Raw genomic sequence first — 15,264 nt, 5'->3', positions numbered from 1 at the left:
CAACCTTATTTGGATTCATACCGTGTCATTTTTATCCGATATTGCTTAGGAGTATCACCCGTATATTCTTTAAATAATTTGCAAAAATAACCTTCATTCACAATTCCTACTTCCTCGCACAATTCCAATAAAGAATAATCCTGAACATTTAACAGTTCGAGAGCTAATTGAATTTTTTTACGGTTGATGTAGCTGATAACGCCTTCGTTCATTGTTTTTTTGAATAAGCTGCTAAAATACGATGGAGCTAAATTCACTTCCTCGGCAATCGCCTCAAGCGTTAATCGCTGTTTCAGGTTTTTCTCTATAAACCGCATAGCACTCATGATTTCTACACGATGTAAAAGTTGGCCAGTGTGTACATATTCGAATGTGAAGTCGCCAATAAAGGCAAGCTGCTCCCGGAATGTCATAAATTTCATGGGAAACTCTGATGCATCCGTGGCCAACGAGTTCCCCGTTTTAAATTTCGCAGTAATATCTCTGTACAAGTCTTGAAGCATAGGTGCCATGATGGACTTATGAATTTTATAATTCGTCACAAAATGGTTCAGATCAGCAAATGCTTTCTCCAGCTCTTCCTTGGAAACCTTTCTTTTCACCCCAGCAAGAAAATCAGCCAGCTTCTGCTGAAATTCTTCTTTTTTGTCATTATGGTAATGGAAGCGATGCATAGGTGTTTTTACTACTTTCTCAGTATGATAATAGAAATCATCACTCACATTGTGTGCTTCCGTGTAAGCTTGTTTGATAGATTCCCAGCCTCGGTGCGGACCTCCAAAAGCGACGGATACCCTTTGATTCAAATATTGGTGCAAATGGGAGACGATCTGCCCCCCTAATGCCTGGCAATCATATTCCGTTTCCAGATCACTGCGATTATTTTCCCAGGAAAGAAAGCCAATAAAACGATTATCGGATAGATCTGCAGCTACACCACTGCCACCATTCATCACCGTTTCTTCGATTATATTCGTAATCGCATATCTCAAGATGTTTTGATCAGACGCTGAATAATCGTTCCGGAAACTTTCATACATATTCATTTCGACAATGAAGCAGCGATAGTTGGCTTGAAAGAAATGAAACTGCATGCGGTTGGCAAAATCCGATGCCCGGTGAGAAGGAATTTCGCCTCTGATAAGCTCGTTAAAAAATTGCTTGCGGACTCTATATTTATTTTCAAGCACGGATACGTTTAACGATTGAAATTCCGCTTCTTTTTTCTTAACCTCATTTAAAATCCCGGCTGCCTTATCCAAAGCCCGGTTCAAATCCGCTTCCCTGAGCGGAACCTTAACAATGTATTCCAATACGTTGGCTTGAATGGCTCTCTGGGCGTATTCAAAGGATGAATAAGCGGTCAAAAGAATGAACTGGGTACGGGGAAGCGTTGGCTTTAGCTGCTCAATCATGGAAATCCCATCCATTCGCGGCATAACGATATCAGATATCACGATATCCGGCTTAAGCTTTACGATCTCCTCTATCCCCTCCAGCCCATTATTCGCTTTTCCCACCAAATGAAATCGCCTATCCCTAAGGGAGAGCTCGTGAAAAAACAATTCCAGTCTCTGAATGATTAGATCCTCATCGTCAACAATGAAGCAGGTGTAGTCTCTCACTATCATGCATCTCCTTTAAACAAGCCTGCTGGGAATAAGGCCTGAACACGGGTTATTTCCTTAGGTATGCTTATGATTTGGAGTCCGAACTGTTCTCCGTAGTGAAGTCTGATCCGGTCATGAATATTGTTTAATCCGATTCTTTTCCTTTTCACTTCCACATCACTTGGTTCTGAGATTAAAATATGCTTTATTTTATCAGCTGGAATACCCTCGCCTTGATCAACGACTTCTATGATGACCATGCTGCCCTCCCTGTAAGCATGAATAGTAATAGGGCCTTCGATCCCCCCTCCGTTATAACCATGGAAGATACTATTCTCTACAAGGGGCTGAAGCAGCATTCTAAAAACCGGAAAGTCTATTAACCCTGCTTCGATATTTTCAATCAAGTGGAAGTTTCGGTTATAGCGGATGTTCTGGATCGCGATATAGTCCGATACATTTTGCAATTCCTGACGCAGTGAGACCTTCTCTGAAGCGTCGGCTATCCCATATTCCAAGATTGAAATAAGAGACTCGATCACCACATCTACTTTCTCTATTTGTCCGAGCCGTATGACATTGCTGATAGAACCAAGCGTGTTATACAGAAAATGAGGGTTTATTTGAGACTGCAGCACTTGAATTTCCAGCTTGCGTTCAAGTTCATTATGAAGCTCTGCTCCCCGGATCAGTTCCACAATTTGCTGCAGCATACGATCGAATGCCCGGGAGAGATCTCCAAACTCATCGTTTCGGTTAATGGATATAGTAGTTGTCAGGAGGCCTTGCTCCACTCGCTTCATTTTTGTTTTGAGTGCATAGAGCGGAGTCCTTATATATTTGGCAATAAAAAAGGAAACGAACAGGCTTAAGAGAAAACCTGCAGCTAGAAGCTCGATATAATAGGTTTCCAATCTGGACAAAGCCGCTTTCAAGCGTGATTCATCGTTGATCGAGATGATGGTCCAGTTGAATTTTTCCGTCGGTTTTTTCAGAAGGGAGACCTGAGTCCCCTCCTTGGTATGCAATTGAAGGCTTGTTTCGGTAGTATCCAGAATTTGTTCCGCTGACGTTTCACCGATTGAAAAAGTATGATCTTGAATATTCAGGGGGCCCTTATTTTCCGAAAATCCGGCAATGATTTTTCCCGATGCGGTGATTAGAGCCAAATTCATTTGTTCTTTTCTATTAATCTTGAACAAGGTTTCTTCAATGGCATTGAGATCCAGATCTACCGCAATGGCTATAGGAAACGGAGCGCCGTTCAGATATCGAACCATTGTAACGGTCCAGCCGGAATATTTAGATTTGTAAGGGTCACTGACAAAGGTAGTCCTTCTGTTCTTGTCAGCCGCATCAAACAATGGTTCTCTTTCAGCTAAAGGTTCATCGAATATCCGGGTAGGTGTACTTCCGCCTAGAATGGATAAATCGCTTTTGATCAAATAAATATTACTGACGTAATTACTGTTAAGTTCATACAGCTCCCTTAATTGCTTTTTAATCACTTCCGTATTGTCAATGTTGGCTTTCACCGATGATTCGACCGAGAACAGGATCGTCTGGAAGGAGGAGAAATTAACTGTGAAATACTGGTCTATCTTGTCAAGGATTTGGTTGGTGTAATACACGTCCGTGGTTCTTATTTCCTTTTGAACATAGCGATAAGACAACTGGCTGATCAAGATTATGCAGCTTAATACAAAAGCAAACACGATAAAAAATAATTTTAAAGGCAAGCTGATTCTTCTTCGCATCGATCATCTTCCTTCTAAATCTGTATTGAACAAATAATAGCATATGACAATAAAGAGAGGGGCTAATTATAGCCGCTCTCTTCGTTTAATTTACTTGATTAAGCCTGCTTCTTTAAATTGTTTGATTACGGACTCCTTATATCTCTGCATGTCAAACTTGGTCTCCAATGTATCGAGGAAATTGTCCCAGTTCGAAAGAGGTTCTTTGCCAGTCATAAATTTGACCAAGCTTTCATTGATGTAACGCTGGCGGTCAGCTGCTAATGAATCGTTCGGGTCTTCAGTCAATAAATTCCCGGGCAAAGTAGCCGCCACGTATTTCTGATTGTTCTCAAAAGCTTCTGCCGTCTTAGGATTCTGGAAGCTGAAGTACTCAGCATCATCACCACGACGCGGCATTCTATAATGATCGACCCATAGGTACTTTTCTTTCATGTCCTTCGATAATTCGGAGGTTTTATTTTTGATCTTGCCGTCCACCAAATCCCAATGAATCCCTTTAATGCCGTATGCAAAATTCGGATAGGCTTCTTTGTCCGTAAAGAAATAATTCAGCATGGACAAGATCCGAATGATTTTGTCCTTATCCGCTTTTTTGGATATGGCCCATGAATTGCCTTGGAACGATTTTCTCTCTACAATCTGATCACCATAAGGACCTGTCATTGGAGGAATAACAATCCATTCCGGCACCTCTCCACTGATTTCTTTCATTTTCTGCTGATAATCGGGTTCCAGCCTGCGGGCGTCTCTTATCATGAAGCCGACTTTACCCTTAAATAACTTTTGGTCCAACAAATCGGGCGTATTCATCGTTACCCAGTCCGGATCTACAACCTTGGCTTCCATCATTTTATTGATATAAGCGAGCGCTTCTTTCATTTTGGGGTCGGTAAACAGGAACACCGGTTCATTGTCCTTCACATCAATGGCTGAGGGAGGATTGACACCAAACATCCACATCAGACTATCGAAGCCGTAGGTTTGCAGATTGCCTTCTTTATTCATACCGCCTATGAATCCGTACGTATCGTTTTTGCCGTTACCGTCCGGGTCTTTCTCTGTAAAGGCTTTCATAACTTCAAAGAGCTCGTCAGGTGTCGTTGGCACTTCCATATTCAGCTTTTTCAGCCAATCGTTACGGATGAAGAAGCTTCGACTGATACCGTTTACATTATCATAACCTGGAACCCCAATGGTTTGTCCCTGATAGGACACCGCCTCCCAGGAGTCGCTGCTGAAACGTTTCTGCAATTCAGGAAATTGATCAAGATACGGTGTCAAATCCGCAAGAACGCCTTGGTCATAATATTGCGCGAGATCAGCCCGGCTCTTCAAGAAGATCAAATCTGGAATATCTCCGCCAGCAATGAGCGTATTTAATTTAGTCGTTGCTTGCCCTGATTGAGGAATCATCATTTCCAAGTCGATATTTACTGCTTTCTCCAACATTTGGCGTTGGATATCTTCTTCACGGGGAGGAATCGGAGCAGCAGCATTGAAAGTGCCTTGGTTAAACATCGAAATTTTCAATTTGGTTTCAAAGGGACTAGACTGGCCTTGTGAATTACTCGAAGCTGTCGATGTAACTTCTTTTTGTTCCCCACATCCTGACAATACCGTTCCCACACCGACCATTGCTGTCAGAATAGCAAATGGAATCGCTTTACGTTGCATAATGACCTCTCCTTTGCTTCTATATTATCACGGTTTCCCCGTAACAACTCAGGTTGGAATATCTTTTAACCTTTAACCGATCCCAAGAGCACACCTTTGGTAAAATGTTTTTGCATAAATGGGTAAACGATTAAAATCGGAACCGTAGTCACGACAACTGCAGCCATTTGTACAGCGAACGTACTAACAGCTCCGGAATTGGCAAGCGAATCAGCACTTTGTGTTGCGACGTTAAGCAGGATGTTGCGCAAGATAACTTGAAGCGGCATTAAGTTGGAATCATTGATATAAACAATAGCATCGAAGTAACTGTTCCAATGCCCAACTGCGTAAAATAAGGAAATTGTGGAAAGGACGGGCAAGGACAAAGGTAAAATGATCCGCCATAACGACTGAAGCTCACTTGCACCGTCTACCCTCGCTGATTCCTCGATTTCAGCAGGCAATTGCTCGAAAAAACCTTTAATGATTACCAGATTAAATGCACTAATGAGAGTTGGAATAATCAATACCCATGGACTGTTTAGCAATCCCAGAGAGCGGATTAATAAATAAGTCGGAATTAATCCTCCCCCAAACATCATGGTAAAGACAATGAATAGTAAAAATGAGCTTCGCCCCGGCAAATATTTTTTGGATAACGGATAAGCCGCTATTACCGTAAAAAACACATTAAGCAAAGTGCCTACAATCGTTCGAAACAATGTAATTTTATACGCCTGCCCGATACCATGAGAAATGAATACTTCTTTATAGGCTAGAAAGGTAAAGGTTTCTGGTATAATAACAATTCCTCTTCTTAACACTTCCGATTCTGGCGTCACTGAAACAGCAACCACATATAGAAAGGGTAGTAAGCAAATTAGGGATAGTAAAATAAGAATAAAATAAACGACTGCTTGCCAGACTTTTTCCCCGATTGTCAAATTGATCATTTTGATAACCACCTCACCAAATTTGCCCATCGAATTTTTTGGCGAGCTTATTCGCTGCCAAAACTAAAACAAATCCGATGACCGCTTTAAACAATCCCACAGCAGTAGCTAAGCCAATCTTAAGTCGCTCGAGCCCTTCACGGTATACCCATGTGTCGATAATGTCGATCTTCTCCTGATTAAAGCTGTTGGCAAACATGAATATTTGGTCAAAACCTGCATCCAGAATATGGCTTAATTTAAGGATCAGCATCAGAATCATGACTCCTCGAATGCCGGGAAGTGTTACATGCCATAGCTGTCTCCACTTGGAAGCGCCATCAATCCGAGCCGCTTCATATAAACTCGGATCAATTCCTGCTAATGCTGCAAGGTACAATATAGCTCCCCATCCAATATCCTTCCATATTTCTGATAAGATGATCAGCAGTCTGCCCCAGGCAGGTTCCGTTAGAAAGGAGATGGGTTCAACACCAAATTCCTTCAAAATCATATTAAAAAGACCATCTCCTGGGGCTAATAATGCCACCATCATTCCATAAACAATGACCCATGACAGAAAATGGGGCAAATAAGTGATCGTTTGTACGATTTTCTTAAACCATTGGGTATAAACTTCATTGAGCAGCAAAGCAAGTACGATAGGAGCTGAGAAACCGAACAATAGCTTATACAGCGATATGATAATCGTATTTCTCATGATGTCCCAGAAATAAACGCCGTTCATAAAATCTGTAAAATTTTTAAATCCTACCCATGGGCTATCCCATAGTCCCAAAGCCAGGTTATAGTTTTTAAAAGCAATAATGATTCCCGCCATAGGAATGTATTTGAATACGGCAAAATAAACTAATGCCGGGAACAAGAGAGCATACATCACTTTATACTTTTTTATCGTTCTTATCCATGAATTCCGCTTTTTGGAGAGGGGAATGGCGTCCGCTGCCAATTTCGCTTGCATATCATCACCTCGTCTTTATTTATATTTGTATAATAGCATCCCCCTACCCGGATAAATTTCTGTAATTTCAAGAATTTCTTATAAGATATTAAGTAAGTACAGCCTTGGATAATTCCAATACAATTTAATTTTACTTTGCACTATCTAAAAAAATAGGTCTATGACCGTTTAGATCACAGACCAATCATTTTCGTTAATAATTCAATTTTACCTCTCCCTCTAGGAACACCTACAGAAGAAAAAATTAAATGTATTTTTAAATCCACAGCGACTTGTTCTAAATAATTAGATGTAAAATCACTACCATGGTCTGTATAAAATTTTTCAGGTATACCGCAGACTTGCCAATCTGACCTATTTTTATTCCAAATTGCTTGATGGAGAGATAATGAGGTTTGTATCGCTGACGGTGCATGAGAGGAAAGGTAATAACCAGCAATAGCACGACTATAATCATCTAGAATGATCGTTAGCCATGGACGAATCACTTCATTGTTTTCATTCAGAACTTCTATATCTAATAATGTATGATCGGCTTGCCAGATTTCATTAGATTTACTTGCTTCTGTTCTATATACCAGATCATACTTATTTTGAAATGAATGTTCTCCTTCATGAGCTAGTGTGGTTAGAGAGGAAGGTATAGCTTTTATAATAGAAGAAACTTGATAATAGCTAGGAACTTTTAAATTCTTCTTTAAACAGAAAGAGATGGTTTTTCTGTGTATGGAAGTAATTGTAAGTCGTTTATTAATATTTCAATACTACTTGACATGTGAATGAATTATCGATATAGTGTGAATCAGTTCACACTTCACATTAAGGAGTAATCTATGCCAAAAAATACTTTCTTTCGTTTAGATGAAGCAAGGCGCGAGGAAATATCTAATAGCGCTATGCATCTTTTTGTTGATAATCTTTACGAGGATATAACTATGAAGATGGTTTTGGATAGTTTGTCCATGCACCCCGGAACATTTTATCGGTATTTTGAAGACAAAGATGACCTTTATTGTCTCTTAATACGTAATGTGACCCAGAAAAGAGCTGCGTATTTTAATAACAGTAATGAAGATTCCCTTTTCCAGTTTTTCCTTACTGGCTTATTTGGTAACGTTAATGGCATTGTGACCGAGCCACTGAATGAGTTGGAAATCAAACTCACTGAAACACTTTTATACATTCCTGAGAACATTCTGCTTAAAATATATCTGAATGTGCTAAAGGGCGAGTCATTCCCCTTGATCAAGGACATTTTACGCCGAATGAGGGTTGATGGATATCTCCGACCAGATATTGACGACGACCTGATTTCTTTTATGTTTGAGTCAATGCAGTTTAATTTAGTCCTGTTTTTTAGGGAATTCGATATTAAGGACTCTAAGCTGCAACATAAGATTAGCAAGTACTTTGCTGACTTTATGGGTCATGGGCTGCTTGAAGATCATAAATATTCTGAAATTGTTAGCGATCTCAAGAAAGCCAAGGAGTAGATATGATTCACTGAAGATAGGATGTAATAGTTTCACAGTTTTGAAAAGCGCTCATAGCACAATGTATGTATTTCACATTCGCCACTTTTATTAATTAAGGGGGAACAAGAAAATGAAAACTTATGACGCATTTCCAGAACCAATTGGCGGCTATACTGTCGGTCGAACCCAGATGGATTTTGAGTACACGGCATCAGATCACTCAAAAAGAGAACTGACAGCGTTTGTGTACTATCCGTCCGACAGTAGCGAAGGTAAGACTACATCAACGTACATGTTTCCTGAAGTCTACGAAATGTTTAATGAGCAGCCACTTGTCACTGAGTATCTTAAAGGGAAGGATTTTTTCTCTATAGATATCAAGACCCAGTGTTACGACGACCTTGCTCTCTCCGGGAAGGAAAAGCGCTACCCGGTGTTATTCTATGTTTGCGGCGGGGGCGGTTCTCCAGAATGGGGTACAGTGATCTGTACAGACTTGGCAAGCATGGGATATGTTGTGGTAAGCATCGGCCATCAGAATAGCACGATGTATAAGCGTAAAGATGGGCGCCTGTTTAATGTATCAAAGGATTTTTCGGATGTCATTATAGCGTTTTCTGAAGATCCGGAGATGCGGGCGTTGGCTGGTAAGATGGAGATGCGGCCTGACGATGAAACTGCCATTGAGATGTGCCATAACGTGCTTACACTGCCGATACTTGCCAAGTTAACAGAGTATAGTGAATTACAGGCAGAAGATGTAAGGTATGTAGCCGATTATCTTTACAAACTGGACTCTGGAGAGCTGAATTCCATCTTTAAGGGCAGATTGTTGCTTGACATCGGCATGGGCATAGTCGGACATTCTTATGGAGGGCCTACGGCGGCGAGTGTTTGCCGGGACGACGACCGGTTCGCCTGCGGGATTGGCTTGGATAGCGGTGCGTTCGGCCTTCTCGACAGCGACCTTAAGAAACCCTTCTTGCTACTGTTTTGTGAACCTAACTATAACATGAATGCGATAATTGGCGCTAACAATAGCATGGAAACCTATTATTTCTCTGTTGATCGTGTTGCGCATTTAGATTACTGCGACATCGTGTTTACCAGTGTTAATGAGGAACTCAGAGGCGAACGGGATGCTATGGAGATGCGAAATCTTGTTACAGACTATACGAAGAACTTTTTTGATCATTACATACTGCAGAAGGCTGCAAGTGTGGAAAGTCTGGCATACGATGGCGTGGACTTGATCAAGAAGACCAGCAACAAATGACATCTTTTCGCAGGCATAGTACAGATTTTGCCTCAGGCATTTTTTAAATTTGACGAAATGTGGAATATGAAACGGCCGTTATATGTTACGGATAATTACTCAACAAACCCCGAGGAAATGCTATCTAATTCCTTAATTCACTAGAAGTATTCTTTAACAATAAGAACAGAAAATTTATTTTTATTCACCGAAGAACAAATATAATATTGATTTTCATAGTAGTCTATACTCACAAATTTGATCGCTGTTGAAGCTGGTATGGATTGCCTAAATCAATATGGTATCCATGTATTCTGCGATTCGGAAGGGACGCTTACAGTGGTTAATTTGCCTATAGGTAATTAGATGAAGTTGATGATCAGCTTTTTAAAATAAGGCTGATTTAAACATTTATATGATTTAGATAAACATCAAAGCGGCCGCCCAGGGATCATTCCCCTGAGCAGCTGCTTTTGTTTATGGGCTATGAGGACTTATCAAGTTCTAGGGATAAATCCCTGTGATGCCGATTACCAGTTGTTCCCCGACACTCTGATTACATTAAACCCAGGACTCTTGTCTTCTCCATAGATGGCCTTAATGCCGGAATTGTTTAGCTTTACGTTCGTAAAGCTGGCTGCTCCAAGCACCGGCCCTTGTCCCTGCTCTGCACTTGCGACCAGCTTGATGCCGTAGCGCGGTGCATTGTTAACGTTGATGTTCTCCAGCCGGACGTTTTGCATCGGATTTTGGTTAGGGTACATAGTCTGGAACATCAGTCCAAAGTAAACCGGATTGTTGATATCTACATTACGTACAACGATATTCTTGAACGCCCGGTCGCCTGCGTAGAACCAGATAGCTCCAAAGTTTTGATAGTCGTTAATCTTATCGTCGGCTCCAACGCTGGTCCAGAAATCTCCACCGGTTCGATCCAGCGTAATTCCATCAAAGACGGTATCCTGGTCGCCGAATCCCAGCGTGTTATAGCCAAAGCTGTAGCTGTTGATCGTGATGCCCGGATACGTCAGGGTGTCTGCCGCATACAGATTGGAGAACAGGTTGTTCGAACCGCCGTAGATCGCGAAGGCAGCGGCCCGTCTGACGTTAACTGCGGTAAGATTGGTGTACTTGTTGCCTGTGTTGTACGATCCTCCTGCATCGGCTGCACTGAACAGGGCAAAGGCGTCGTCCCCGGTAGCGCGCGCGTAATTGTTGTCAATGACATTGTTGGAGGAACCGTTGGTCATATTGATTCCGTCCGCGAATGTATTTTTGATACGGTTGTTCTTAAATGTGTTGTTGGAGGAGTTTACTCCCCAATAAAGGCAGACAAAATGCTCTACCCATGTATTTTGCACAGTAACATTCTGTATCCCGTTGCCGTCGATGAACTTGCCCGGTCCGTCTACACGGTACTGATAGTTGCCCCAGGCAGACAGATCACGAATCACAGAGCCGTTAGCGGCAGAACTGATATTAAACCCGACGTCCGTATTAGATTGGGTTTGCGGCGCGACTAATTTGGTATGCCACGGACCGGCACCGATAATTTCCGTTGCGCGTCCATAAAGGAAGATTTTGCTGCTGAGCTGCCACTCCCCTGCCGGAATAAAAATCCCCTTCTTCGCAGGGTCCTGTCTGAACTCGTTGAGCGCCTGCTCGATTGATTTCGATGCCGACACCTGCACATACTTGTCCGGGTCAGGATTCGACGCCGGAGGAGCGACATTTTCAATTTCTATCATGTCCAGATAAATCCATGATACGTCTCCGGCATCCTTTTGAATGCGGATTTTGGTTCCTGCCGGATAGACCTGATCCAGCAGGAGCTGGGAGTCCTCATACAGCCAGTACGCTTTAGTTCCAGAGTTATCATAACCGAGCCGTCCCAGCGTTTGCGGAGTAGCATACAGGTAAGAATACTTGGTGTTTACCGTGAATTTACCTTTGTTTGTGCCATTGGCATAAATGGTAACCGTTCCGCTCGTGTTTTCGGCAACCGCGTTCCGAAGCACAAATGCATTTGCCGGGGACGTCAGCGTAAATTCTACGTATTCACCCATTGCATCCAGATGCACAGCCGAACGGCCTGAGGCTTCACCTGCAAAATCCCCCAATGTGTAGTTCGGCGTCAGCCTTGTGCCGTTAGTCGTATTCGAGGCTGACTCCGCTTCGATTACGGTAAACGGCATGTTTGCGCCTCTGCCGATATAAAGAATCGACGAGGTAGAGTTGTTGCTGCGTTTGGCCGTAACTTCATTCGCATCCGCAGCAACCGTTGCAGTTACTGTGTAGCTTCCATTGGTAGCCGTCCAGGTTCCCGGAAGGCTCACATTGACGGAAGCACCTGTTTCAATCGTTCCGCTGTAAGAGCCGTTCAGCGTCTGCAGTGTCGCCCCGGCCGCATTCTTAAGTACAACCGTAACAGCATGCTCGCTGCTGGTGCTCGCCATATTGCCCTGGTTTTTTACACTGACCGTAAATGATACCGCACTGCCCGCAGCCGGGCTGCCCGGGTTCCATGAAACCGACGGAATCAGGTCAGCACTCGATACCGGAGCAACAGTGAGCTGGGACGGGCTTGTAAAGCTGTTGTTCCCTTCATTTTGCTCCGTTACCGCGTTATTCTCGTCCACCTTTGCGCTGACCGTGTATGTGCCTGCGTTTTGCGGTGCAGCATTGACGGTAACCTCCGCTGAGGCCCCGGCCGCGAGCGCCGCAACCGGTGCGCTGCCTGCCAGCGTGTTATTCAGATAGAAATTGACAGACGTGGCCGCCGATTCGGCTGTCCCATTGTTCTTCACCGTGGCACTCAGTGTGAGGGCATTGGATTCCACCGGGGAAGCCGGTGTCCAGCTGGCGCCGGTTACTGTCAGATCCGGATTCGTTCCCGCTGTGCCGAATACCTGGAATTCAGCAATCTGTCCGGCAGGCGCGCCGGAGTTCGAGGTGATGTTCAGCTGCACCCGCTTGACCTTTGCACTGACTGGAATGGTCACCGTATTGCCGGCAGCCGGATCGAACGTATACGACTTTGCCGCCGACAGGCTGCTGAACGTGGTGGTGTTCTGGTCGTGGCCCAGCACCTGAATCGTCTGCGTACGCGTACTCCAGTCCGGTGACGGGTTCAGCTTCAGCACAACTGAGGAGATGTTGTAGTCTGCACCGAGGTCCAGCGTCAGCGTGCTCGGGTTGCTTCCGCCTTCCCAGTACGTATTGACATCATTGTCGTTCGCATTGGCTGCTGCGTACGTATGTGTAACCGAAGAGGCTGAGATCGCTTTGCCCATTGCGACATTTGTACCTGCCGGAGGCGTGGTCGGCACCGGAGTTGCCGTCGTGGTCGGCACCGGAGTTGCCGTCGCGGTCGGCACCGGTGTTGCCGTCGCGGTCGGCACCGGTGTTGTCGTCGCGGTCGGCGTTGGCGTCGGCGTCGGGGTGGTGCCCGGGCCGTAAATCTCAAACTCGGATAGCTGTCCGGCCGGCCAGCCGGTGTTCGCCGTGAAGCTCAGGCGCACATACCGGGTGCTGGTTTCCGCAAAATTGATCGTCACCGTGTTGCCGGACGAAGGATCGAAGGTATACCCGTTCGAGCCGACGATGTTCGTAAATGTCGAGCCGTTCGTGCTGCCTTGCACGGCCAGCGTCTGCGTACGCGTCTCCCAGCCGGCCGGCAGCTTCAGCACGACTTTATTAATCTCAGTGCTTATACCCAGATCGACCTGGATCCATTGCGGAAATGCGTTGTTCGGGCTTTCCCAGTAGGTTCCCGCATTGCCGTCTTTTACGTTATTCGGACTGTAAACATCTGCCTGTCCACTGGCCGTTACCGTATTTCCAAGTGCAAGGTTCGGTCCGTCCGCTGCCGATGTACTGGCCGGAAACAGTGTCAGCTGCGATAAAATGATGATCATTACCAATAACCAAATGAAGACAGGGTTTTTCCTTTGATAACCAAACTGACTGTTCATAGTGTCGCCTCCTTCTGATTCTTGTACGTCCTTGACTTATTGCAAACATCGTGATGGGAGCCTGGGGAGTCTGTTATCGCCTACCCTCTTTTAAGAAAGCCCTTTCATTAATACAAATTTCCTGACTGCCCTCCTCTCTATCAGGATCATTCACACCCCGTAATTGGGAGATACCTTCATTATATTTCCCCTGTTGTAGCCAGCTAAGATGTAATACTATTCAAATCATGTCAATTAGTACAAAAATGCAAAAAGGGAGTTATCTTCAAACTCCCGAACTCCCTTTTTGCAAACTATCTATTGAATGCTGACAGCAACAAAGGGCATTATGGCGTGAAATATAACCTTTCTGTCAACCTTATCAATAATACTGGCGCTCAGAAGGTAGTGAAGATTTATCTTGCTGCACGAGGAGCCGCATATTATGCAGGCGCTGTTCAGTGGAGTGGTGAGGGGATTACTTATAGAGTCCCTAACCTAACCGCAGGTGCGGACACTCCCGGAGATAAACAACCGGCAGTTGAAGTCACTACAGTGACACTGGCCGCGGGAGCCAACATTACCCGGACGATTACAGTCTCAACTGCGGGTGCAGCCTCCACTCCTGCCCTGATCGACTTTCAAACTATCTAAGCAAATACAAGTAAAGAAGCCCTAAAGAAGGGCTTCTTTACTTGTGAATACACATTTGGCTTCAACCTGGTGGGTTTAGTGGGAAAACAATCTTATTTACCAAAACCAGTCGGAATTACTCGTATGGTGTGACTGACACGATCTACCTTCCACACTCCACCGGTATATACCAAATAAGCCGTCCGATCTTCAACATATTGATCTTCCGCCGTCAACCCGTTTGCTACAATGACCGATTCTGATAACGTCGCGGTCGTTTTGCTCGTATATTCTACAGAGGTAATAGGGGTTTCGTACTTAGCCGATTGTTCTTTATTTCGATTAATTGATTTAATGAACTTATCTGTAAAATAAGGCTTAAAGTGAGTGGAAACGTTCTTAATGGAAGAGACATCCATCGCTTCATTTAATTTTTTGGACAACAGGTTCAGACGTGCGTCCGTGATTCGCTGTTTGGAAGAGAGTGATACGGTCGGCTGCTCCATATTTACAACAATCTTCTTTGTTCCGACTGTAATCGTCGCTTGTTTTGTTTGTTGGTTCCATCCGACATTAGCACCTAACGATTGACTTACAAACCGCAGGGGAACGTAGGTGGTCCCTTGGATAACTTGGGCTGGGGCATCCAGATCTATTTTCTTAACATTACTTGGATCAACGGGTAAAGCATACACCAGCGCTCGTTTGAAATTCGCAGCAAGCAATATTTTGGAATCTCCTTTGTTAATCGACACTATTTTTTCCTGTTGGCTCCATTCCACGCCAGCCCCCAAATGCTGAGAAACGGTACGTAATGGAATCAGTACCCGATTGTTCAGCAATTGGCCGCTAGCCACTGTTTCCCCTTGACTGGCTGCAGAACTCGGAACCGAAAGAGCAGGCAAAACGAGCATGGCGGCAGCCACCAGCGTTAAACTCAACTTTTTAAACATAACAACCTCCTGTTAAAATAATGAATTTTATTTTTCTCTAAAAAATTGGTTCGTT

10 protein-coding genes and 1 pseudogene are annotated in these 15,264 nt (G+C 44.0%); 3 read left to right on the top strand and 8 right to left on the bottom strand.

The annotated features are described in order from the left end of the window. Positions 1-5 precede the first annotated feature (5 nt). The 6 genes and pseudogenes from IEY53_RS07020 to IEY53_RS06995 form a co-directional block, all read right to left on the bottom strand. Positions 6-1,631, bottom strand: coding sequence for a response regulator (locus IEY53_RS07020; protein ID WP_229696027.1), 1,626 nt, complete (start codon positions 1,629-1,631; stop codon positions 6-8). Next, positions 1,628-3,367, bottom strand: a complete 1,740-nt coding sequence (locus tag IEY53_RS07015) for a sensor histidine kinase (RefSeq protein WP_189023347.1) — start codon at positions 3,365-3,367, stop codon at positions 1,628-1,630. The genes IEY53_RS07020 and IEY53_RS07015 overlap by 4 nt, the downstream gene beginning before the upstream one ends. A gap of 90 nt (positions 3,368-3,457) precedes the next feature. Further along, positions 3,458-5,044, bottom strand: coding sequence for an extracellular solute-binding protein (locus IEY53_RS07010; protein ID WP_189023345.1), 1,587 nt, complete (start codon positions 5,042-5,044; stop codon positions 3,458-3,460). A gap of 65 nt (positions 5,045-5,109) precedes the next feature. Beyond that, complete coding sequence (locus IEY53_RS07005) at positions 5,110-5,979, bottom strand: carbohydrate ABC transporter permease (RefSeq protein WP_189023343.1); 870 nt, start codon at positions 5,977-5,979, stop codon at positions 5,110-5,112. Between the two features lie 13 nt (positions 5,980-5,992). Beyond that, entirely contained in the window at positions 5,993-6,940 is a 948-nt protein-coding gene (locus IEY53_RS07000; protein WP_189023341.1) for an ABC transporter permease, read from the bottom strand. Positions 6,941-7,113: 173 nt separating this feature from the next. Beyond that, positions 7,114-7,695 (bottom strand): annotated as a pseudogene (locus tag IEY53_RS06995) (integrase catalytic domain-containing protein); the annotation flags it as partial. A gap of 78 nt (positions 7,696-7,773) precedes the next feature. Between IEY53_RS06995 and IEY53_RS06990 the strand changes: the two are divergent. Beyond that, positions 7,774-8,433: a TetR/AcrR family transcriptional regulator gene (locus tag IEY53_RS06990; RefSeq protein ID WP_189023339.1), complete on the top strand. Its 660-nt coding sequence runs from the start codon at positions 7,774-7,776 to the stop codon at positions 8,431-8,433. A 112-nt stretch (positions 8,434-8,545) separates the two neighbouring features. Next, a complete protein-coding gene (locus IEY53_RS06985) occupies positions 8,546-9,691 on the top strand; it encodes an alpha/beta hydrolase (protein ID WP_189023337.1) in 1,146 nt (381 codons plus the stop codon). A 509-nt stretch (positions 9,692-10,200) separates the two neighbouring features. On the opposite strand, the gene IEY53_RS06980 is transcribed toward IEY53_RS06985, so the two are convergent. Then, positions 10,201-13,644: a CARDB domain-containing protein gene (locus IEY53_RS06980; RefSeq protein WP_229696026.1), complete on the bottom strand. Its 3,444-nt coding sequence runs from the start codon at positions 13,642-13,644 to the stop codon at positions 10,201-10,203. Positions 13,645-13,977: 333 nt separating this feature from the next. Between IEY53_RS06980 and IEY53_RS06975 the strand changes: the two genes are divergently transcribed. After that, positions 13,978-14,277 (top strand): hypothetical protein, encoded by a 300-nt coding sequence (locus tag IEY53_RS06975; RefSeq protein WP_189023335.1) that lies wholly within the window; start codon positions 13,978-13,980, stop codon positions 14,275-14,277. A 92-nt stretch (positions 14,278-14,369) separates the two neighbouring features. Here IEY53_RS06975 and IEY53_RS06970 read toward each other — a convergent pair whose 3' ends face one another. After that, positions 14,370-15,209 (bottom strand): copper amine oxidase N-terminal domain-containing protein, encoded by an 840-nt coding sequence (locus IEY53_RS06970; RefSeq protein ID WP_189023332.1) that lies wholly within the window; start codon positions 15,207-15,209, stop codon positions 14,370-14,372. Between the last annotated feature and the right edge of the window lie 55 nt (positions 15,210-15,264).

The sequence above is a fragment of the Paenibacillus albidus genome (genome assembly GCF_014644435.1).
In the GTDB taxonomy this organism is placed as follows: domain Bacteria; phylum Bacillota; class Bacilli; order Paenibacillales; family Paenibacillaceae; genus Paenibacillus_AQ; species Paenibacillus_AQ albidus.
Note: the sequence above shows the minus strand (reverse complement) of the source record. Positions and strands in the feature narration are given on the sequence as shown.

Bases quoted from the DNA above. Each gene is read 5' to 3' on its own strand.
- IEY53_RS07020 (WP_229696027.1), bottom strand. From the start codon at position 1,631: ATGATAGTGAGAGACTACACCTGCTTCATTGTTGACGATGAGGATCTA.
- IEY53_RS07015 (WP_189023347.1), bottom strand. From the start codon at position 3,367: ATGCGAAGAAGAATCAGCTTGCCTTTAAAATTATTTTTTATCGTGTTT.
- IEY53_RS07010 (WP_189023345.1), bottom strand. From the start codon at position 5,044: ATGCAACGTAAAGCGATTCCATTTGCTATTCTGACAGCAATGGTCGGT.
- IEY53_RS07005 (WP_189023343.1), bottom strand. From the start codon at position 5,979: ATGATCAATTTGACAATCGGGGAAAAAGTCTGGCAAGCAGTCGTTTAT.
- IEY53_RS07000 (WP_189023341.1), bottom strand. From the start codon at position 6,940: ATGCAAGCGAAATTGGCAGCGGACGCCATTCCCCTCTCCAAAAAGCGG.
- IEY53_RS06990 (WP_189023339.1), top strand. From the start codon at position 7,774: ATGCCAAAAAATACTTTCTTTCGTTTAGATGAAGCAAGGCGCGAGGAA.
- IEY53_RS06985 (WP_189023337.1), top strand. From the start codon at position 8,546: ATGAAAACTTATGACGCATTTCCAGAACCAATTGGCGGCTATACTGTC.
- IEY53_RS06980 (WP_229696026.1), bottom strand. From the start codon at position 13,644: ATGAACAGTCAGTTTGGTTATCAAAGGAAAAACCCTGTCTTCATTTGG.
- IEY53_RS06970 (WP_189023332.1), bottom strand. From the start codon at position 15,209: ATGTTTAAAAAGTTGAGTTTAACGCTGGTGGCTGCCGCCATGCTCGTT.